The following is a 19072-nucleotide window of genomic DNA, read 5'->3' on the forward strand; positions in this document are numbered from 1 at the left end:
TCCCCGCCGGCCCGTGTCCGTGGACAGGCCCCCCGTTGACCGGGCCTCCGTCGACCGGTCCTCCGGGTCGGGCGGCTCAGGTCGCCTCGGTGTCGAAGGGGGCGCGCTCCCCGGGGGCCAGCCGGGTCAGCGAGGGCCGGGAGCGCTGCGGGCCGGGCCGGGCCGGCTCGTCGTCCTCCAGCAGCGCCTGGCGCACGATGGTGCGGGGGTCGTACTGGCGGGGATCCAGCCGGCGCCAGTCGACGTCGGCGATCTCGGGCCCCAGGGTCTCCTTGAGCTCCTCCGTGGCGCCGGTGGCGTAGCGCTTGGCGGCCTTGACGAACTCCTTGAGCTTCTCCGCGTACTCCGGCAGCCGCTCCGGCCCGATGATGAACAGGGCAAGGAGCACCAGGATGATCGCTTCGCCGCCGTTGATGCCGAGCACAGGAAGAAATTTTACCAGCCGGAGGGAGCCGGACGGGTCAGCCGAAGATCCTGCGCAGGCCGGCGGCCACCGTCTCGGCGACGCCGGGATCCTCCGCGGCCGGCTCGGCCACCCGGCTGAGCTCGTCGGCCAGGACGTGGTGGACGGTGCGGGCCATCGCGGGCGGGCCGCTGTCCCCGGTGACCGTGTACACCACGTCCTCGCCCACGAGCACCACCCGCCACGGCGGACCGGCGTCCAGCCACAGCGGGACGCCCTCGACCGGGGAGGGCCGGAGTCCCTCGGCGCTCACGGGCAGCCCGGTGATCCCGTCCATGGGATTGCCCCGGTCGACCCGGCCGCGCTGCTCGACCACGACGACGAGCTCCTCGCCGCGCTGCAGCCGCACCTCGACGACCGGGTGGCCGGAGCGCGTGTCGCGGGCCATGGAGAGCACCTGGTAGCCGTCCGAGGCGAGGGTGGGCAGCGTCCAGCCCTCCGCGCGCCAGCGGTCCGCGGAGGCCTCGTCCGCGTGCAGGACCCCGCCGGTGCCGCGCCACGCCGAGACCGGGGCCTGCTCCGCGGTGCCCGAGGACGCCGCGGACTCCGCCACGACGGTGCGCCCGACCGCGTAGCCCGAGCCCAGCAGCAGGGTGAGCACCGCGCTGACGGTCGCGGCGGCCACCGGCACCGCGTTGCTGCGGGGGCGGGCCGGCACCGGGGCGGCGCGGTCCGGGCGGGGCATCGGGCCTCCTTCGTGCGGGCGCTGGTGGGCGGGGCCGGGCGCGGGGCGCGGCGTCGGTCCCATGATCGGCGGGCAAGCTGGACGCGGACTGGACGATGGCCGGGCGCGGGGACCCAGCCGGTAGGATGACGCGCATTGGCCACAGCGACGAAGGGCGGAACATGGGCGCGGACAAGACGACGAGCTGGTCGTACGCCGAGGCGTTCGCCGTGGAGGACGAGCTCGCCTACCGCGCCCGGGAGCGGTCCCTCGCCCTGCGCATCCCGCCGGTCACCCCGGGCACGGCCGCCGCCCTGACGGTGCTCGCCGCGTCGGCGCGGCCCGCCACCGTCGTGGAGGTGGGCACGGGGGCGGGGGTCTCCGGGCTCGCGCTGCTGCGCGGGCTGCCGGCCACGTCCGTGCTGACGACCATCGACACCGACATCCGGGCCCTGCGCGCGGCCCGGGACACGTTCCGGGAGGCCGGGGTGCCGACGAGCCGGACCCGCACCATCCCCGGCCGCGCCTCCCTGGTGATGCCCCGGCTCAGCGCCGGGGCCTACGACCTCGTGTTCCTCGACGCGGACTCCGAGGGGACCCTGGACTACGCCGAGGAGGCGGTGCGGCTGCTGCGTCCGGGCGGGATGCTGGTGGTCAACGACGCCCTGCACCAGGACAAGGTGGCGCAGCCGGCCAACCGCGAGGAGAACACCCGGACCATGCGGGCCGTGCACCGGCTGTTCCGGGACGACGAGCGCTTCAGCACCGCACTGCTCACCACCGGCTCGGGCCTGCTCCTCGCCGTCCGCCGCTGATCCGGCCCCCGGGACGGGGCCTCCCCTCGGGAGAACCGCACCGGCCGGGCCCGCAGCACGGCGGAGGGCCCGGCACCCCGTGGTGCCGGGCCCTCCGCCGTCGCGGGCGGGACGTCACTCGGTCACGCCGGCCAGGCACTCCTTGAGCTCCGCGGCCTCGCCCGGCTTCAGCTCGACCACGAGCCGGCCGCCACCCTCGAGCGGCACGCGCATGATGAGGCTGCGCCCCTCCTTGGTGACCTCCATCGGTCCGTCACCGGTTCTCGGCTTCATGGCCGCCATGTGGGAACTCCTCTTCCTCAGTTGGTGTTGCTCCCATCCTATCCGAGCCGTCGCGGTGGGCCCGGACGGCACGGGACCGGGGCGGCGCGCGTCGGCGCGGCCTCCGGGAGCGGCTCACGGCGGGTAGTCCCCGCCCCCGGGCAGCTGCTTCCAGTGCCACAGCCAGCCCACCCAGACCAGCTGGAGCACGGCGCCGAAGAGCACGCACGCCACCCGGTAGGCGCGCGAGTCCGAGACCGCCGCCAGCGGCAGGGCGAGCGGGAACAGCGGCAGCAGCAGCCGGAAGGTGCTGGTCTGCGGGTGCAGGAACAGCAGCAGGTACACGGCGTAGCTCGCCAGCCACACCCGGGTGAGCAGGTCCAGCCGCTCGCGCACCACCCGCGAGCGCAGCACCAGGACACAGCCGGCCACCAGCAGCACCGGGGCGGCGAGTCCCGCGACCGGGCCGAAGAGGTCCGTCCCGGCGTCGAACCACGGGACCACCGGCACCAGCCCTCCGCCCCGCCAGACCGTCTCCGTCTCGGTGTAGGCCGTCGGCTCCCCCGTGGCCCACCAGGCGATCGCCGGCCAGGCCAGCGCGGCGGCGCAGGAGAACACTGCGAGGGCGAACAGCCCGTCGAACGCGTCGGCCGCCCGGCGCAGCTGCCCGGCCCGGTGCCGGGCCACGGTCCGCACGAGCCAGGTGATCCCCAGGGCGGCGGCGAAGGGCACCCCCGCGGGGCGGGTGAGGCACATGACGAGCACCACCGGCGCCGCCGCGAGGTGCCGGCCCCGGGCCACCAGCAGCAGGGCCCCGGCCAGCAGCGCCAGGTGCAGCGACTCGGCGTAGGGCACCTGCAGCACCGGGGCCACCGGGTTGAACGCCACGAACGCCAGCCCCCACAGGGCCGTGTCCGGGGCGGCGAACCGGAGGAAGAGCCGGTGGACGAGCAGCGCCGCGCCGAAGCCCGCCGCCAGGGACACCACCGAGGCCGCGGCGTCCCAGCCGGCCCCGGTGAGCCCCGTCACCGCCCGGACGAGCAGCGGGAAGACCGGGTAGAACGCCCAGGCGTTCTCCTGGGTGCGCCCGGCCTCGTCCCGCGGGACGGACCCCGGGTAGCCCTCCCGGGCGATCCGCTCGTACCAGTCGGAGTCCCAGATGCCGGTGAACGCGAGGTATCCCAGGGCGCCGTCGCCCCACGGGCCGGGGCCCTGCTGGCGCCCCACCGTGGTGAACACGGCCCACGCCCACACCCGGGAGGCCGCCCAGACGAGCGCGGCCTGGGCCCACCAGGGGGCGGCGGCCAGGCGGGAGCTCACGCTCTCCGCGCCGGACCGGGTCCGGGGTCCTGGGCCGGCAGCTGCCGGGCGAGGCGGTCGAGCACGGCTTGCACCTCCCCGGGGTCGTAGCCGCGGCGCCGGACGGAGAAGGCGATCCGCCCGACGTCCTCGCGCGTCATCACCTCGGGCAGCACGAGAGGCGCGTCCGGGGCGCGCTCGGCCCGGATCCCGTCCCGGGCCGGAGCGGTCCAGCCGGAGAGCCGGTCGCGGCCGAGCAGGACGACGCCCACGACGGTCAGCAGCAGCACCAGGCCGGTCAGCACCACGAAGAGTTCGGTCATGGCACCAGGCTATGCGCCGGGCCCGGGCGGCCCGGCAGCTGCGCGGCCGCCCGGACGCGAAACATTCCTACGGATCGGTACGCACTTAACGTGCTCGCAACGTGTTCGCCATCACACGGAAGAAATCTGGGATATCTTTCCGGTATGTCACACGCCACTCCGCCGGCCGCCGCACCGTCCGCCGCCGCGCCCGGCACGGGCGAGGCCCTGGTCCGCATGTCGCACGTCAACAAGCACTTCGGGGACCTCCACGTGCTCCGGGACATCAACCTGGAGGTGCGCCGCGGCGAGGTCGTCGTGGTGATCGGCCCGTCCGGGTCCGGGAAGTCGACCCTGTGCCGCGCGATCAACCGGCTCGAGAGCATCGACGACGGGGAGATCCTCATCGACGGCAAGCGGCTGCCCGAGGAGGGCAAGGCCCTCGCGCGGCTGCGCGCGGACGTGGGCATGGTCTTCCAGTCCTTCAACCTCTTCGCCCACAAGTCGGTGCTCCAGAACGTGACCCTCGGACCCGTCAAGGTCCGTGGCCGCTCGGCGGGCGAGGCGAAGAAGCAGGCCATGGAGCTGCTGACCCGCGTGGGCGTGGCGAACCAGGCCGAGAAGCTGCCGGCCCAGCTCTCCGGCGGCCAGCAGCAGCGCGTGGCGATCGCCCGCGCCCTGGCCATGGAGCCGAAGGTCATGCTCTTCGACGAGCCGACCTCCGCCCTCGACCCCGAGATGATCAACGAGGTGCTCGACACCATGGTCGCCCTGGCGAAGCAGGGCATGACGATGATCGTGGTGACCCACGAGATGGGCTTCGCCCGCAAGGCCGCCGACCGCGTCGTGTTCATGGCCGACGGGCAGATCGTCGAGGAGAACACCCCCGAGGAGTTCTTCACCAATCCGCGCTCCGCGCGCGCCCAGGACTTCCTGGGCAAGATCCTCGGCCACTGACCGTCCACCCGTCCCTCCGACCGAACGCCACCACCTCGACTGCAAGGAGCAGACCATGCGCAACACCAAGCCCCTCGGACTCGCCGCGATGGCCGCGGCCGCGGCCCTGACCCTCACTGCGTGCGGCGGCGGCGGGGAGCAGGCCGGCGGCGGGGAGACCGGCGGGTCCGGCGAGTCCGTCCGGATCGGCATCAAGTACGACCAGCCGGGCCTCGGCTTCCGGGACGGCGACCAGTACACCGGCTTCGACGTCGACGTCGCCAAGTACGTCGCCAACGAGCTCGGCTACGCGGAGGACCAGATCGAGTGGGTGGAGTCCCCCTCGGCCAACCGCGAGAACATGCTCGCCAACGACCAGGTGGACATGATCTTCGCGACCTACTCGATCACCGAGGAGCGCGACCAGACCGTGGACTTCGCCGGCCCGTACTTCGTGGCCGGCCAGGACCTGCTGGTCCGCAGCGACGACACCTCGATCACCGGCCCGGACGACCTCGAGGGCAAGAACCTGTGCTCGGTGACGGGTTCGACCTCCGCGCAGAAGGTCAAGGAGGACCAGCCCGGCGCCAACCTCGTCGAGCAGCCCGGCTACGCCGACTGCCTCACCGCGCTGGAGTCCGGCCAGGTGGACGCCGTGACCACGGACGACATCATCCTCGCGGGCCTGGCCGCGACCGAGGCCAACCAGGGCAAGTTCAAGGTGGTGGGCAACACCTTCTCCGAGGAGCGCTACGGCGTGGGCCTGCCCCAGGGCTCCGACCAGTGCGAGGCCGTCAACGAGGCCATCACCAAGATGATCGACGAGGGCGCCTGGGAGGAGGCGGTCACCGCCAACACGGAGGGGGCCGACTACCAGTACAACGCTGAGCTGAACCCGCCGGAGCCCGAGCCCTGCGGCGAGTGACGACGGACGCGTAGGTCCCGGGGCCGGCCGGTTCCGGCCGGCCCCGGGACCGGCGCCCCCGCAGCACACCGACCGATCCACGACGAAGGGCCCTCGCGTGACCCAGCACCACCCCGATCCCCGGGAGCTCCCGTGAGCGACTACCTGGCAGACTTCGCCAGCCTGTTCGAGCAGTACGACGTCCTGGCCGCCTTCTGGGTCAACCTCCGGCTGACCTTCTGGGCCGCGATCGGCTCGGCGGTCCTCGGCGGGCTGATCGCGCTGATGCGCATCTCCCCCATCGCGTCGCTGCGGCTGCTGGGCACCGGGTACGTGAACCTGTTCCGCAACACGCCGCTGACCATCATCCTCGTCTTCCTGGTCCTGGGCGTGTGGAGCCAGCTGGGGATCAACCTCTCCGGCGACTTCAACCAGAACTTCTTCAACTGGGCGGTCATCGGCCTGAGCCTCTACCACGCGGCCTTCGTCTGCGAGGCCATCCGCTCCGGGGTCAACACCGTCCCGGTCGGCCAGGCCGAGGCCGCCCGGGCCATCGGTCTGTCCTTCCTGCCCGCCGCCCGGCTGATCATCTTCCCGCAGGCGCTGCGGGGGGCCGTCACGCCGCTCGGCAACACCCTGATCGCCCTGACGAAGAACACGACGGTGGCCGCGGCCGCGTCGGTCACCGAGATCTCCTCGCTCATGAAGACCATGATCGAGTTCCGCCCGGACGTGATCATCGCGATCTTCCTGGTGGTCGCCCTCGGCTTCGTCCTCATCGTGGTCCCGGTGGGCCTGCTCACCACCTGGGCCTCCCGGAAGCTGGCGGTGAAGCGCTGATGGCCAAGACCCAGAACGTCCTCTTCGACGTCCAAGGACCCCGCGGCCGGCGGGTCAGCGCGGCGCTGAACGTGCTCGGCGTGCTGCTCGCGGCGGCCCTCGCCTGGATCGTGCTGGGCGAGCTGGCCGAGAAGGGCCAGCTCGACGCCGCGAAGTGGAGTCCCCTGCTGACCGCGCGCACGTGGGAGAACTTCCTGCTGCCGGGACTGTGGGACACCCTCCGGGCCGCGCTGCTGGCCGTGGTCCTCTCCGTCGTCTTCGGCCTGGTCTTCGGGCTCGGCCGGCTCTCCCAGCTCGGGCCCGTCCGGTGGGTCTCCACCGTGGTCGTGGAGTTCTTCCGCGCCGTGCCGGTGCTCGTGATGATGATCTTCTTCTACCTGGGCATCGGGCGGGCCGGGCTGGTCGAGCCGTCCAACGTCCCCTTCTGGGCGGTGGTCCTCGGCCTGATGTTCTACAACGGGTCCGTGATCGCCGAGCTGATCCGCTCCGGCGTCCACCAGCTGCCCAAGGGGCAGCGGGAGGCCGGGCTCGTCATCGGGCTCACGCCGGCCCGCTCGCTGCGCCTGATCGAGCTCCCCCAGGCGCTGACGGCCATGCTGCCCTCGCTGGTCAGCCAGTTCGTGGTCATCCTCAAGGACACGGCCCTGGGCTACATCATCACCTACCCGGAGCTGCTCGCCAGCGGCCGGCGCCTGGGCTCCGGGGACGGCAACATCCTCCAGACGCTGTTCGTCGTGGCCCTGGTCTTCGTGCTGATCAACTACCTGCTGACGCTGCTGGCGGCGTGGCTCTCCCGGTTCCTCAGCTACCGCACGGGAGGCGCCACCAAGCCGGCCGAGGGCCCCCTCGCCGCCGAGGAGGCCACCGTCTGAGCCGACCGCCGTCTGAGCCGGCCGCTCAGTCGGTGAGCCAGGCGGCGAGGGCCCGGTAGCACTCCCGCACGGCCTCGGCGCTCACGTGCTCGTCGTCGGTGTGGGCGAGCAGGGCGTCGCCGGGACCGAAGTTCACCGCCGGCACCCCCATCTGGGAGAAGCGGGCCACGTCGGTCCAGCCGTACTTCGGCTTCGGCTCCTGGCCCACCGCGGCCACGAACGCCGCGGCGGCGGGGCGGTCCAGGCCGGGGCGGGCCGCGGCCGAGAGGTCGGCGATCTCCAGCTCGTAGCCGGCGAAGACCTCCCGGACGTGGGCGAGGGCCTCCTCCGGGGACTTGTCCGGGGCGAAGCGGTAGTTGATCTCCACGTGGGCGGTGTCCGGGACGACGTTGCCGGCCACGCCGCCGCCGATCCCGGTCGCGTTGAGGCCCTCCCGGTAGTCGAGGCCCTCCACGGTGATCGTCCGCGGGGTGTAGGCGGCCAGGCGGGCCAGGACGTCGGCCTGCTTGTGGATGGCGTTGTCCCCGATCCAGGACCGCCCCGAGTGGGCCGCGCGCCCGGTGGTGGTGATCCGGAAGCGCATCGTGCCGTTGCACCCGCCCTCCACCGTCCCGTCCGTGGGCTCGAGCAGCACCGCGAAGTCCGCCTCGAGCAGCTCCGGGGCGTTGCGCTGCAGCCGTCCCAGGCCGCTGGCCGCGGCGTCGACCTCCTCGTGGTCGTAGAAGACGTAGCTGACGTCCCGGTTGGGCTCGGTCAGGGCGGCCGCGAGGGCGAGCTGGACGGCCACGCCGCCCTTCATGTCGGTGGCCCCGCGGCCGTAGAGCACCCGGTGGCCGTCGGCCTCCTCCCACGACGAGGGCACGGTCCCGCGGGCGCCGGGCACGGCGGGCAGGGGCACGGTGTCGAGGTGCCCGGCGAGCACCACCCGCTCGCCCCGGCCCAGCTCGGTGCGGGCGACCACGGCGTCCCCGTCCCGGTGCACCGCGAGGTGCGGGAGCCGGCGCAGCGCGGCCTCGACGGCGTCGGCGATGGGCCCCTCGCCGCCGGAGACGGACTCCAGGTCGATGAGGGCGGCGGTGAGCTCGGCAGGGTCCGCGGCGAGGTCGAGGTCGGGTGCGATCATGGCTGCCAGCATAGCGGCGGCACCCCCGCGGCCGGATCGGCCCGGCCCCGCCCTCCCCCGTAGGATGGACGCCATGACTTCTCCCACCTCTCGTCCCGCCGCCGGTCGTCCCGCCGCCGGTCGTTCCGCCTCCGGCCTGGGCCTGGCCACCGTCGTGGCCTCCGGCCCCCAGGAGGGCACCGTCCTCGACGTCTGGTACCCCGCCCCGGCGCTGTCCGACGCGGTCGACACCTCCCTCGACGCCGACCTGCGGCTGGCGGCCACCGCCGACCCGGACCGCAACATCCGCAGCGAGATCGTCGAGACGGTCGTCGACCTCGACGCCGCCCCCGCCGACGCCGCCGACGCGTACCTGCGCCTGCACCTGCTCTCCCACCGCCTCGTGCGGCCCAACACCGTGAACCTCGACGGGGTGTTCGGCCTGCTCGCCAACGTCGCCTGGACCGACCGCGGCCCCGTGCTCGCCGAGGAGCTCACCCTCGCCCTGCTGCGGATGAAGGCCACCGGCGGGCACGTGACCGTGCACAGCGTCGACAAGTTCCCGCGGATGGTGGACTACGTGGTGCCCTCGGGCGTGCGGATCGGCGACGCCAACCGGATCCGGCTCGGCGCCCACCTGGCCGCCGGCACCACGGTGATGCACGAGGGCTTCGTGAACTTCAACGCCGGCACGCTGGGCCAGTCCATGGTCGAGGGCCGGATCAGCGCCGGCGTGGTCGTGGGCGACGCCACGGACATCGGCGGCGGCGCGTCCATCATGGGCACCCTCTCCGGCGGCGGCAAGGAGCGGATCACCGTGGGCGAGCGCGTGCTCCTCGGGGCGAACTCCGGCGTGGGCATCTCCCTCGGCGACGACTGTGTGGTCGAGGCCGGCCTCTACGTCACCGCCGGCACGCGGGTGAGCGTGCTCGCCGACGGGGCGCAGTCCACGGCCAAGGCCTCGGAGCTCTCCGGCGTCCCGAACCTGCTGTTCCGCCGCAACTCGCTCACCGGCACGGTCGAGGTGCTGCCGCGCGCCGGTCGGACCGTGGAGCTCAACGCGGCCCTGCACGCCAACTGAGCTCCACCCCGGCTGAGCTCCACCCCGGCTGAGCAGCCAGGTCGGCGGGCCTCCCCCGCCGGCCGAGCGCCGCCGGCCGCGCCCCACTCCGCACCCGCCTCCCCCGCCCGTCCAGGAGCCCCCGTGTCCTCCCCCGCCTCCGGCCGCCGCACCAGGACGGCCGGGCTGTCGCTGTTCGTGCTGCTGCTGGTCTGCGCCGTGCTCGCCGCCGGGACCCTCGTGGCCGTCGAGCTGCGGGCGGGGCGCCCCTCGGCCGGCGAGCCCCGCTGCGTGGTCGCCACCACGGACCCGGACGGGCAGCGCCGGCGGCACACCCTGTCCTCCGAGCAGGCGGCCAACGCGGCCCTGATCACCGCCGAGTCCGTCCGGCGCGGCACGGACCCGTACGCGGCGGTCGTGGCCCTGGCCACGGCCATGCAGGAGTCCCAGCTGGTCAACATCGACTACGGGGACCGCGACTCCGTGGGCCTCTTCCAGCAGCGCCCGTCCCAGGGCTGGGGCACGGTCGAGCAGATCCTGGACCCGTCCTACGCCACCGGCGTCTTCTACGACCGGCTCGCCGAGGTGGACTACGCCGGGCTGTCCGTGACCGAGGCCGCCCAGGCGGTCCAGCGCTCCGCGCACCCGGACGCCTACGCCCGGCACGAGCCCCTGGCCCGGGCCTTCGCCGACAGCCTGACCGGGGGCACCGAGGCTTCCCTGAACTGCGTGCTCGCCGACCCCGAGCAGCCCGGGGACGCGGCCGCGGCCGCCGGCGCCCTGGGCGCGGCCTTCGGCGCCGCGGCCCCCGCGGCGCGCGCCGAGGCCGGCCGGGTGGTCGTGCCCGCCCCGGCCGGGCCCACCGGCTGGGCGGTGGCGCACTGGGCGGTCGCCTCCGCCGAGCGGCTGGGCGTCGCCGAGGTCTCCTTCGACGGGCGCAGCTGGGTCCGGGCCGACCAGCGGACCACCCGCTTCGCCCCCGCCCCCGGCTGGGTGGACGCCGCCGAGGCCCACCCGGACGGCCCCCCGCCGGCGGAGGACGTCGTGCTGGTCCTCGCGAGCCGCTGAGGGCCCGCCCGCGCCCGGGCCGATACGCTGGGCGCATGAGAATTCTCGTCACCGGGGGAACCGGCTACATCGGCTCGCACACCGTCCTCGCCCTGCTGGAGGCCGGCCACGACGTCGTCGTGATGGACAACCTCGCCAACTCCTCGCGGACCTCCCTGCAGCGCGTGGAGGAGCTCGCGGGGCGCCCGGCGGCCGCGTTCGCCGAGGTCGACCTGCTGGACCCGGCCGGGCTCGACGCCCTGTTCGCGCAGCACCGGCCGGAGGCGGTCATCCACTTCGCCGGGCTCAAGGCCGTGGGCGAGTCGGGCGAGCAGCCGCTGCGGTACTACCGCACCAACGTGACCGGGACCCTGAACCTGCTGGAGGCCATGGAGGCCCACGGCTGCCGCTCCATCGTGTTCTCCTCCTCCGCCACGGTCTACGGCGCCCCGGAGGAGATGCCGCTGACCGAGAAGCAGCCCATGGACGCGCAGAACCCGTACGGCCGCACCAAGGAGCACATCGAGGACATGCTCGTGGACCTCGCCGCCTCGGACCCGTCGTGGAGCATGGCCCTGCTGCGCTACTTCAACCCCGTGGGCGCCCACGAGTCCGGCCGGATCGGGGAGGACCCCACCGGGGTGCCGAACAACCTGCTGCCGTTCATCGCCCAGGTGGCCGTGGGCCGGCGCGAGAAGCTGCGCGTGTTCGGCGACGACTACCCCACCGCCGACGGCACCGGGGTGCGCGACTACATCCACGTCGTCGACCTCGCGGAGGGCCACCTGCGGGCCCTCGACCACCTCGCCCGGCACGGCGGGGTGCACACGTGGAACCTGGGCACGGGCAAGGGCTACTCGGTGCTGGAGGTGCACGCCGCGTTCGAGCGGGCCTCCGGGCGCAGCATCCCCTACGAGGTCGCGGCCCGGCGTCCCGGGGACGCGGCCGTCTCCTACGCCGACCCCTCCACGGCCCTGGCCGAGCTGGGCTGGTCGGCCGAGCGGGACATCGACACGATGTGCCGCGACCACTGGAACTGGCAGAGGAGCAACCCGGAGGGCTACGCCGGGTCCTGAGGCCCCGGGCTCACCAGCCCGGCGGCCGCACCACGTTGGGCGGCGCGTCGGCGAACAGCGCCGCCACCCGGCGCTCGTCGTGGCCGGCGATGCCGGTGCCCACCCGGGTCAGCCAGAACGTCAGCTCCGGGTGGGCGCGGGCGAAGTCCACGAACGCGGCCGCCTCCCGCGCCAGGGCGGGGAACCCGCTCATGCTGTCGATCGCGTAGGAGCGCCCCTGCAGCCCGTGGCCCTGCCCCGGCACCGCGCCGAAGCGCTCCACCGCGGTCCGCGCCGCGCCGGCCGCGTGCGCGCCGCGGGCGTTGGAGCCGAAGACGAAGACCTCGTCCGGGCCCAGCTCGGTGATCCGCTCGGGGGTGTGCCGCTGCTCGCTCATGGCCCGCACCCTACCGGGCCGCGCGGCGGGGAGAAAGGACCGGGCCCGCGCCCCCTCGGGGGACGCGGGCCCGGTCGCCGGCGGCGCGGCTCAGCCCTGCGGGTAGTGCCGCTCGGCCTCGCCCACGTAGAGCTGGCGCGGGCGGCCGATCTTGGTCTCCGGGTCCTCGATCATCTCGCGCCACTGGGCGATCCAGCCCGGCAGCCGGCCGATGGCGAACAGGACGGTGAACATCTTCTCCGGGAAGCCCATCGCCTTGTAGATCAGGCCCGTGTAGAAGTCGACGTTCGGGTACAGCTTGCGCTCCACGAAGTACTCGTCGGCGAGGGCCTTCTCCTCGAGCCGCATCGCGATGTCGAGCTGCTCGTCGTTGCCGCCCAGCTTCTCGAGGATGTCGTGGGCGTAGTCCTTGACGATGCGCGCGCGCGGGTCGTAGTTCTTGTACACGCGGTGGCCGAAGCCCATGAGCCGGGCGCCGGACTCCTTGTTCTTGACCTTCTCCATGAACTCCTCGGGCTTGACGCCCTCCTGCTGGATCCGGTTGAGCATGGCGAGCACTGCCTCGTTCGCGCCGCCGTGCAGCGGGCCGTAGAGGGCGTTGATCCCGGCGGAGACCGAGGCGAACATGTTGGCGTGGGAGGAGCCCACCAGCCGCACCGTGGAGGTGGAGCAGTTCTGCTCGTGGTCGGCGTGCAGCATCAGGAGCACGTCGAGGGCCTTGGCCATCGTCGGGTCGATCTCGTAGTCCTCGGCGGGCACCCCGAAGCACATGCGGAGGAAGTTCTCCGTGTAGTTGAGGTCGTTCTGCGGGTAGAGCATCGGCTCGCCCTTGGACTTCTTGAAGGCGTACGCGGCCAGGGTCGGGACCTTGGCGAGCAGCCGGATCGTGGAGATCTCCACCTGCTGCTGGTCGAACGGGTCGAGGGAGTCCGCGTAGAACGTGGACAGCGCCGAGACCGCCGAGGAGAGCACGGGCATGGGGTGCGCGTTGCGCGGGAACCCGTTGAAGAAGCTCTTGAGGTCCTCGTGGACCATGGTGTGCCGGCGCACCCGGGTGTCGAAGTCCTCGAGCTGGGCCGGGGTGGGCAGCTCGCCGTAGATCAGCAGGTACGCGGTCTCGATGAACGTCGAGTGCTGGGCGAGCTCCTCGATCGGGTAGCCGCGGTAGCGCAGGATGCCGTTGTTGCCGTCGATGTAGGTCACGGCCGAGCGTGCGTTGGCGGTGTTCATGAACCCGGGGTCGAAGGCGACGTTGCCGGTCTCCTTGAGCAGGTTCGTGATCGCGTACCCGCGGTTGCCCACGGTGGCGTCCTGGACGGGCAGCTCGAGCCGTCCGCCGTTGCCGTAGTCGAGCTGGGCGGTCTCGGTCTTCTGTGCAGACTCGGTCATGTTCTTCGTCCTCCGCGAGTGGATTTCGGTGTCCGGTGCCCGGGGCGGCCCTGCCGGGCGGCACCGGTGGCGCAGCACGGGCGTGTCTCGGGACACAGCGATCGTCAGGGTCCAACCTACCTGTTCCGTCGGCGGGCGGACCAATCCCGGCGCCGCGCGGGGGCGTCTCAGCGGCGGGCGAGCCGCTGCGCGGCNCTGCGCGGCGGCGTCGATCCGCTCGTCCGTGGCGGTGAGCGCGAGCCGCACGTACCCCTCCCCGGCCGTCCCGTAGAACACGCCCGGGCCCACCACGACGCCCCGCTCGGCGAGGCGCTGGACCGTGGACCAGGTGTCCTCCCCGGCCGTGCACCACAGGTAGAGCCCCGCCTCGGAGTGCTCCACGCGCAGCCCGAACGCCTCCACGGCGGGCACCAGGCGGTCGCGCCGGGCCCGGTAGAGCGCCTTCTGGGCGTGCACGTGGGCGTCGTCGCCGAGGGCGACCCGCATGGCCTCCTGGACGGGGGCCGGGACGATCATCCCGGCGTGCTTGCGGGAGTTCACCAGGTCGGCCATCAGCCGGGCGTCGCCGGCGAGGAACGCGGCGCGGTAGCCGGCGGCGTTGGACTGCTTCGACAGCGAGTACGCCGAGAGCAGCAGGGAGGTGTCCCCGCCGCTGACCCGCGGGTCCAGCACCGAGGGGACGGGGGCCCCGCCCTGCTGGACGTCCCACGCGCCCCAGCCGAGCTCGGCGTAGCACTCGTCGGAGACGACCACCGCCCCGAGGGCCCGGGCCTGGTCGACGACGCGGCGCAGCGACTCGACGTCGCGGACGATGCCGGTGGGGTTGGCCGGCGAGTTCAACCAGACCAGGCGCACCCGGGCGCGGACCTCGTCCTCGAGCTCGTCGAGGTCGTCGGCGGCCACCGCCTCGGCGCCGGCCAGCCGGGCCCCGATGTCGTAGGTCGGGTAGGCCACCGTGGGGCGCACGAGCACGTCCCCCGGGCGCAGGCCCAGCAGCAGCGGCAGCCACGCGACGAGCTCCTTGGAGCCGACCGTGGGCATGACCGCGGCCGGGTCCAGGCCGGGCACGCCGCGCCGGCGGGCGTACCAGGCCACCACGGCCTCCCGCAGGGCGGGCGTGCCGTGGGTGGTCGGGTAGCCGTGGGCGTCCGCGGCGGCGGCCAGCGCGTCCTGGACCACCAGCGGGGTGGGGTCCACGGGCGTGCCGATGGACAGGTCCACGACCCCGTCCGGGTGCTCCGCGGCGACGGCGCGGTAGGGCGCCATCGTGTCCCACGGGTAGTCCGGGAGGGCGAGGCCGAAGGACCGTGCCGTCTCGGTCACTGGGCGCCCTGGTTCTGCGGGGGCAGGGCCGCGATCATCGGGTGGTCCGTGTGGGTGTTGCCGAGCTTGGCGGCCCCGCCCGGGGAGCCGAGGTCGTCGAAGAACTCGACGTTGGCCTTGTAGTAGTCGGCCCACTCCTCGGGGGTGTCGTCCTCGTAGTAGATGGCCTCGACGGGGCAGACCGGTTCGCACGCGCCGCAGTCCACGCACTCGTCCGGGTGGATGTAGAGCGAGCGCTCCCCCTCGTAGATGCAGTCGACGGGGCACTCCTCGACGCAGGCCTTGTCCTTGACGTCGACACAGGGCTGGGCGATGACATAGGTCACGGCGTTTCACACCTTTCTGCTGGGATTCTCCGACCAGTCTAGCCACCGCGTCCTGGCTACGATGACAGCCATGGTCTCCCCGACATCCGGCTCAACGTCCTCGCCCGTTCCGTCATCCGCGGCCGTCGAGTTGCTCGCGGGCCTGCCCTGCGGTACACGGGTGAGCGTGCGCTACGCCCTGCCCGCCGACGACGTCTCCGGGCTGCCGCTCACGGACGCCCTGGGCGAGCTGGTGGGGCTGGACACCGACGGGGGTGCCGGGACGGTCACGGTGCGCACCCGGCGCGGGGACGTGCTGATCCCCGCCGCGGCGGTGCGGGCCGCCCGGGTGGTGCCGCCGGCCCCGCCGCGCCGGCGTCCGCGCGGCGGCTGAACGGCGGCCGCGCGGGGTGGCGCGGCGGCAGGGCAGGCCCGAGCCGGTCCCGGGTGCGCGGGTGGGCCGGGCTGGACGGGTTCTGGGGGGCCGGCGCCCCGAGCCCGGCGGACGCCGGGACCGCGGCCGGCCGGGCGCTCCGGCGGGGCGGGCCGCCGGGCGCTCAGGCGGGGCGGGCCGCCCGCCGCCGGGCGCGCACCCAGCGGCCCGTGACGAGCACGGAGGCGATCGTCACCGCGAACACCACCACGAACCAGGCCAGGCCCAGGACGCCGACCACGGTGCTCGGGTCGGTCACCACGATCACCGAGCCGTCCCCGCCGTAGGCGAAGAACCAGGAGACGAGGTAGCCGATCAGCCCGGGCACGGCGGCGGCCCACACGCGGCGGGTGGCGGTGCCGACCCACAGGGACACGCTCAGCAGCAGGGCGGCGGCGAAGAGCAGTCCCCACGGGATCCACCAGCCCGCGGGCGAGTACCAGATCGCCGCGTGCAGCACCGTGGCCACGCTCGCGCCGGCGAGACCGGCGGCGACGGAGGTCACCAGGGTGGTGGGCAGCGAGGCCGGGCCGGCGTCGGCGCGCGTCTCCTCGGCGGCGGCACCCGGGTCCCCGGCGAGCAGGCGGAAGGTCTCCACGGCGCTGAAGGGCTGCCAGACCCCGTTGGACAGGGCGAAGCGGCTGCCGTCCTCGGCGAGCACCAGCTGGGTGGCGTGGGCGGCCATGGCCGACCGCTTGCGCTCGGCGGAGCCGTGCACCGCGGCCTGCGGGCGGGGGTCGTCCGCCCGGGCCTCCCCCTCCACGGCCCACAGCAGAGGGGTGCGCCAGGGCTCGGCAACCCGGCCCGACGCGTCCGTGCCGGGACGGGCGGCCAGCTCCGCGCCGCGCACCGCGACGGCGGCCGTGCGGACGTGGTCGGGGTGGCCGTAGCCCCCGTCGTCGTCGTAGCTGACGAGCACGTGGGGGCGGACGGCGCGCACGGCCGCGGCGACGTGCGCGGCGGCCTCCTCGGCGGACGCCGCGGTGAGGCTGTGCGGGGAGGAGTCCCCGGCCGGGGCCGCCCGGCCGTCGGGGCCCCAGGACATCCCGGAGTCGTGGTAGTGGCCCGTGCCGCCGGCGAAGCCCGCGGCGGGGTCCAGGGCGGGGGGCTCGCCCGCGAAGAAGCGGTCGGCCACCCCCAGCGCGGCGGCGGCGTCGTCGAGCTCCCCGACGCGGTAGCGGCCCAGGGCGGTGCCGTCGTCGGTGCAGCCGGGACGGCCGACCTCGAGCCCGCGCAGGGGTTCGGGGATCACCTCGCCGCGCTCCCCGCGGGTCATGGTGAGCAGCACGACCTGCGCGCCCAGCTCCGCGTACCGGCCCATGGTGGCCCCCGTGGCGATGGACTCGTCGTCGGGGTGGGCGTGCACGAACAGCAGCCGGGCGTCCTCCGGGCGCAGCCCGGCGGGCAGCAGACCCGGCAGGGCGTCCTCGCGCACGAGGACGCCCTGCTCGGGGTAGTACGGGACGGGCTGGGTCACGACCGGGCCTGCTGCGCTCGCCTGCTGGGCCGGTGGCTCAGGCCCGGGCGCGGGCGCGGTTGGCCTTCAGCCGCTCGTTCGCGTCGAGGACCACCTTGCGGATCCGGATGGACTCCGGGGTGACCTCCACGCACTCGTCCTCGCGGGCGAACTCGAGGGACTCCTCGAGGGTGAGCTTGCGCGGGGGCGTGAGGTTCTCGAAGGTGTCGGAGGAGGCCGCCCGCATGTTGGTGAGCTTCTTCTCCTTCGTGATGTTCACGTCCATGTCGTCGGCGCGGGAGTTCTCCCCGACGATCATGCCCTCGTAGACCTCGGAGGTGGGCTCCACGAAGAACGTCCCGCGCTCCTGCAGGTTGATCATCGCGAACGGGGTGACCACGCCGGCGCGGTCGGCGATCATCGAGCCGTTGGTGCGGTACTCGATGTCCCCGGCCCACGGCTCGTAGCCGTCGGCGTAGGAGGAGGCGATGCCGGCGCCGCGGGTGTCGGTGAGGAACCTTGTGCGGAAGCCGATGAGCCCGCGGGACGGGACCTTGAACTCCATGCGCACCCAGCCGGTGCCGTGGTTGGCCATGGCCTCCATGCGGCCCTTCCGGCCGGCCATCAGCTGGGTCACGGCGCCGAGGAACTCGTCCGGCACGTCGATGGTCATGTGCTCGTAGGGCTCGTGCACCTTGCCGTCGACGGTCTTGGTGACGACCTGGGGCTTGCCCGCGGTCAGCTCGAAGCCCTCGCGGCGCATCTGCTCCACGAGGATGGCCAGGGCCAGCTCACCGCGGCCCTGGACCTCCCAGGCGTCGGGGCGCTGGGTGGGGAGCACCTTGAGCGAGACGTTGCCGACGAGCTCCTTGTCGAGGCGGTCCTTGACCTGACGGGCGGTGACCTTGGCGCCCTTGACGCGGCCGGCCAGCGGGGAGGTGTTGATCCCGATGGTCATGGAGATCGCGGGGTCGTCCACCGTGATCAGGGGCAGGGGCTGCGGGTTCTCCGGGTCGGTGAGGGTCTCGCCGATGGTGATGTCCTCGATCCCGGCCACGGCCACGATCTCACCGGGACCGGCTGACTCGGCCGGGACCCGGTCCAGGCCCTTGGTGGCCAGCAGCTCGGAGATCCGCACGTTCTTGAGCTGGCCGTCCGCCCGCGCCCAGGCCACGGTCTGCCCCTTCTTGAGGGTGCCGTTGAAGATGCGCAGGAGGGCGAGACGGCCCAGGAACGGGGAGGCGTCCAGGTTGGTGACGTGGGCCTGGAGCACGCCCTCGGGGTCGTAGGAGGGGGCCGGGACGTGCTCGATGATCGTCTTGAACAGCGGCTCGAGGTCCTCGTTGTCCGGCAGGGAGCCGTTGGCGGGCTGCTCGAGGGAGGCCCGGCCGTCGCGGCCCGCTGCGTAGACCACGGGCACGTTCAGCACGGCGTCCAGGTCGAGGTCCGGCTCGTCCTCGGAGATGTCGGAGGCCAGGCCCAGGAGCAGGTCCATGGACTCGCCCACGACCTCCTCGATCCGGGCGTCGGGGCGGTCGACCTTGTTGACCACGAGGATCACGGGCAGCTTCGCCTCGAGCGCCTTGCGCAGCACGAAGCGGGTCTGGGGCAGCGGGCCCTCGGAGGCGTCCACGAGCAGCACGACGCCGTCGACCATGGACAGGCCGCGCTCGACCTCGCCGCCGAAGTCGGCGTGGCCGGGGGTGTCGATGACGTTGATGGTGATGGTCTCCCCGTTCGCGGAGGGCCCGTCGTAGAACACCGTGGTGTTCTTGGCGAGGATCGTGATCCCCTTCTCGCGCTCCAGGTCACCGGAGTCCATCACGCGCTCCTCGACCTCACCGTGGGACGAGAACGCGTGCGTCTGCTGGAGCATCGCGTCCACGATGGTGGTCTTGCCGTGGTCGACGTGGGCCACGATGGCCACGTTGCGGAGGTCGGCGCGCTGGGCGGTGGTGGAGGTTACAGACATACGCGTGGGTCTCTCTTCGGGTGGAGATGCGGGGGGAGGTGCAGCCCTCCCGATGGGTGCGGCCGGGGCGCCGCCGCGCACCCGGAGGGGCCCGGGCGGGGGCGCCCGCACAGCGGGCCACCGGACAGTCTACCTTGCGGGACCGTCCGGGCGGCACCCCGGTGGGCTGTGACCCCG

Annotated in this window: 20 protein-coding genes and 1 pseudogene; 9 read left to right on the plus strand and 12 right to left on the minus strand. The window is 73.7% G+C overall.

The genetic code is table 11. From position 1 onward, the window contains the following. Window positions 1-76: 76 nt before the first annotated feature. Together AYX06_RS05040 and AYX06_RS05045 are read right to left on the minus strand one after the other, a co-directional pair. Window positions 77-424, minus strand: a complete 348-nt coding sequence (locus tag AYX06_RS05040) for a Sec-independent protein translocase family protein (RefSeq protein ID WP_062734859.1) — start codon at window positions 422-424, stop codon at window positions 77-79. Window positions 425-461: 37 nt separating this feature from the next. Continuing rightward, window positions 462-1148 (minus strand): hypothetical protein, encoded by a 687-nt coding sequence (locus AYX06_RS05045; protein WP_062734860.1) that lies wholly within the window; start codon window positions 1146-1148, stop codon window positions 462-464. Window positions 1149-1309: 161 nt separating this feature from the next. Between AYX06_RS05045 and AYX06_RS05050 the strand changes: the two genes are divergently transcribed. Beyond that, window positions 1310-1942, plus strand: a complete 633-nt coding sequence (locus AYX06_RS05050) for an O-methyltransferase (RefSeq protein ID WP_062734861.1) — start codon at window positions 1310-1312, stop codon at window positions 1940-1942. A gap of 114 nt (window positions 1943-2056) precedes the next feature. Here AYX06_RS05050 and AYX06_RS19165 read toward each other — a convergent pair whose 3' ends face one another. From AYX06_RS19165 to AYX06_RS05060, 3 genes are all read right to left on the minus strand, one after another. Continuing rightward, window positions 2057-2224 (minus strand): DUF3117 domain-containing protein, encoded by a 168-nt coding sequence (locus AYX06_RS19165; RefSeq protein ID WP_075872508.1) that lies wholly within the window; start codon window positions 2222-2224, stop codon window positions 2057-2059. 114 nt (window positions 2225-2338) lie between these two features. Beyond that, window positions 2339-3523, minus strand: a complete 1185-nt coding sequence (locus AYX06_RS05055; RefSeq protein ID WP_084271460.1) for a hypothetical protein — start codon at window positions 3521-3523, stop codon at window positions 2339-2341. Further along, window positions 3520-3825 carry a DivIVA domain-containing protein gene (locus AYX06_RS05060; RefSeq protein WP_062734862.1) on the minus strand — a complete coding sequence of 102 codons (306 nt, stop codon included), beginning with the start codon at window positions 3823-3825 and terminating at the stop codon, window positions 3520-3522. The genes AYX06_RS05055 and AYX06_RS05060 overlap by 4 nt, the downstream gene beginning before the upstream one ends. A 216-nt stretch (window positions 3826-4041) precedes the next feature. On the opposite strand from AYX06_RS05060, the gene AYX06_RS05065 reads away from it, so the two are divergent. The 4 genes from AYX06_RS05065 to AYX06_RS05080 all read left to right on the plus strand — a co-directional run bounded on the left by AYX06_RS05065 (window position 4042) and on the right by AYX06_RS05080 (window position 7356). Further along, window positions 4042-4761, plus strand: coding sequence for an amino acid ABC transporter ATP-binding protein (locus AYX06_RS05065; RefSeq protein WP_170301014.1), 720 nt, complete (start codon window positions 4042-4044; stop codon window positions 4759-4761). A 55-nt stretch (window positions 4762-4816) separates the two neighbouring features. Beyond that, complete coding sequence (locus AYX06_RS05070; RefSeq protein ID WP_062734864.1) at window positions 4817-5665, plus strand: glutamate ABC transporter substrate-binding protein; 849 nt, start codon at window positions 4817-4819, stop codon at window positions 5663-5665. Between the two features lie 132 nt (window positions 5666-5797). Then, entirely contained in the window at window positions 5798-6484 is a 687-nt protein-coding gene (locus tag AYX06_RS05075) for an amino acid ABC transporter permease (RefSeq protein WP_047803717.1), read from the plus strand. Continuing rightward, the gene (locus tag AYX06_RS05080; protein ID WP_062734865.1) at window positions 6484-7356 is read left to right on the plus strand and encodes an amino acid ABC transporter permease; all 873 of its coding nucleotides are present in this window, start codon (window positions 6484-6486) and stop codon (window positions 7354-7356) included. Before AYX06_RS05075 ends, AYX06_RS05080 begins: the two co-directional genes overlap by 1 nt. 25 nt (window positions 7357-7381) lie before the next feature. On the opposite strand, the gene dapE is transcribed toward AYX06_RS05080, so the two are convergent. Then, window positions 7382-8491, minus strand: coding sequence for a succinyl-diaminopimelate desuccinylase (dapE, locus tag AYX06_RS05085; RefSeq protein ID WP_062734866.1), 1110 nt, complete (start codon window positions 8489-8491; stop codon window positions 7382-7384). Window positions 8492-8552: 61 nt separating this feature from the next. Here dapE and dapD point away from each other — a divergent pair, with 61 nt between their 5' ends. From dapD to galE, 3 genes are all read left to right on the plus strand, one after another. Then, complete coding sequence (dapD, locus tag AYX06_RS05090) at window positions 8553-9539, plus strand: 2,3,4,5-tetrahydropyridine-2,6-dicarboxylate N-succinyltransferase (protein ID WP_062734867.1); 987 nt, start codon at window positions 8553-8555, stop codon at window positions 9537-9539. A 123-nt stretch (window positions 9540-9662) separates the two neighbouring features. Next, window positions 9663-10586 carry a hypothetical protein gene (locus AYX06_RS05095; RefSeq protein WP_147017290.1) on the plus strand — a complete coding sequence of 308 codons (924 nt, stop codon included), beginning with the start codon at window positions 9663-9665 and terminating at the stop codon, window positions 10584-10586. Between the two features lie 35 nt (window positions 10587-10621). Then, entirely contained in the window at window positions 10622-11641 is a 1020-nt protein-coding gene (gene galE, locus AYX06_RS05100) for a UDP-glucose 4-epimerase GalE (RefSeq protein ID WP_062734868.1), read from the plus strand. A gap of 10 nt (window positions 11642-11651) precedes the next feature. On the opposite strand, the gene AYX06_RS05105 is transcribed toward galE, so the two are convergent. The 4 genes and pseudogenes from AYX06_RS05105 to fdxA all read right to left on the minus strand — a co-directional run bounded on the left by AYX06_RS05105 (window position 11652) and on the right by fdxA (window position 15055). Further along, window positions 11652-12017 carry an A1S_2505 family phage non-structural protein gene (locus AYX06_RS05105; RefSeq protein ID WP_062734869.1) on the minus strand — a complete coding sequence of 122 codons (366 nt, stop codon included), beginning with the start codon at window positions 12015-12017 and terminating at the stop codon, window positions 11652-11654. 90 nt (window positions 12018-12107) lie between these two features. Continuing rightward, window positions 12108-13406 carry a citrate synthase gene (locus tag AYX06_RS05110; RefSeq protein ID WP_084271728.1) on the minus strand — a complete coding sequence of 433 codons (1299 nt, stop codon included), beginning with the start codon at window positions 13404-13406 and terminating at the stop codon, window positions 12108-12110. 195 nt (window positions 13407-13601) lie between these two features. Next, window positions 13602-14729 (minus strand): annotated as a pseudogene (gene dapC / locus AYX06_RS05115) (succinyldiaminopimelate transaminase); the annotation flags it as partial. Continuing rightward, window positions 14726-15055: a ferredoxin gene (gene fdxA, locus AYX06_RS05120; RefSeq protein ID WP_047801516.1), complete on the minus strand. Its 330-nt coding sequence runs from the start codon at window positions 15053-15055 to the stop codon at window positions 14726-14728. The gene fdxA and the pseudogene dapC, both read right to left, overlap by 4 nt. 70 nt (window positions 15056-15125) lie before the next feature. Between fdxA and AYX06_RS05125 the strand changes: the two genes are divergently transcribed. Further along, the gene (locus tag AYX06_RS05125) at window positions 15126-15428 is read left to right on the plus strand and encodes a putative acetyltransferase (protein ID WP_232319395.1); all 303 of its coding nucleotides are present in this window, start codon (window positions 15126-15128) and stop codon (window positions 15426-15428) included. Between the two features lie 163 nt (window positions 15429-15591). Here the strand turns inward: AYX06_RS05125 and AYX06_RS05130 are convergent, their stop codons facing one another. Together AYX06_RS05130 and typA are read right to left on the minus strand one after the other, a co-directional pair. Then, entirely contained in the window at window positions 15592-16944 is a 1353-nt protein-coding gene (locus AYX06_RS05130; RefSeq protein WP_062734871.1) for a PIG-L family deacetylase, read from the minus strand. Between the two features lie 37 nt (window positions 16945-16981). After that, on the minus strand, window positions 16982-18895 hold the full coding sequence (typA, locus tag AYX06_RS05135; protein ID WP_062734872.1) for a translational GTPase TypA: 1914 nt from the start codon (window positions 18893-18895) through the stop codon (window positions 16982-16984). Window positions 18896-19072: the final 177 nt, after the last annotated feature.

Source organism: Kocuria turfanensis, from assembly GCF_001580365.1.
GTDB lineage: Bacteria > Actinomycetota > Actinomycetes > Actinomycetales > Micrococcaceae > Kocuria > Kocuria turfanensis.

Coding starts and splice junctions, on each gene's coding strand:
- AYX06_RS05045 (WP_062734860.1), bottom strand. CDS start 1,148: ATGCCCCGCCCGGACCGCGCCGCCCCGGTGCCGGCCCGCCCCCGCAGC.
- AYX06_RS05050 (WP_062734861.1), top strand. CDS start 1,310: ATGGGCGCGGACAAGACGACGAGCTGGTCGTACGCCGAGGCGTTCGCC.
- AYX06_RS19165 (WP_075872508.1), bottom strand. CDS start 2,224: ATGGCGGCCATGAAGCCGAGAACCGGTGACGGACCGATGGAGGTCACC.
- AYX06_RS05060 (WP_062734862.1), bottom strand. CDS start 3,825: ATGACCGAACTCTTCGTGGTGCTGACCGGCCTGGTGCTGCTGCTGACC.
- AYX06_RS05065 (WP_170301014.1), top strand. CDS start 4,042: ATGTCGCACGTCAACAAGCACTTCGGGGACCTCCACGTGCTCCGGGAC.
- AYX06_RS05070 (WP_062734864.1), top strand. CDS start 4,817: ATGCGCAACACCAAGCCCCTCGGACTCGCCGCGATGGCCGCGGCCGCG.
- AYX06_RS05080 (WP_062734865.1), top strand. CDS start 6,484: ATGGCCAAGACCCAGAACGTCCTCTTCGACGTCCAAGGACCCCGCGGC.
- dapE (WP_062734866.1), bottom strand. CDS start 8,491: ATGCTGGCAGCCATGATCGCACCCGACCTCGACCTCGCCGCGGACCCT.
- dapD (WP_062734867.1), top strand. CDS start 8,553: ATGACTTCTCCCACCTCTCGTCCCGCCGCCGGTCGTCCCGCCGCCGGT.
- galE (WP_062734868.1), top strand. CDS start 10,622: ATGAGAATTCTCGTCACCGGGGGAACCGGCTACATCGGCTCGCACACC.
- AYX06_RS05105 (WP_062734869.1), bottom strand. CDS start 12,017: ATGAGCGAGCAGCGGCACACCCCCGAGCGGATCACCGAGCTGGGCCCG.
- AYX06_RS05110 (WP_084271728.1), bottom strand. CDS start 13,406: ATGACCGAGTCTGCACAGAAGACCGAGACCGCCCAGCTCGACTACGGC.
- AYX06_RS05125 (WP_232319395.1), top strand. CDS start 15,126: ATGGTCTCCCCGACATCCGGCTCAACGTCCTCGCCCGTTCCGTCATCC.
- typA (WP_062734872.1), bottom strand. CDS start 18,895: ATGTCTGTAACCTCCACCACCGCCCAGCGCGCCGACCTCCGCAACGTG.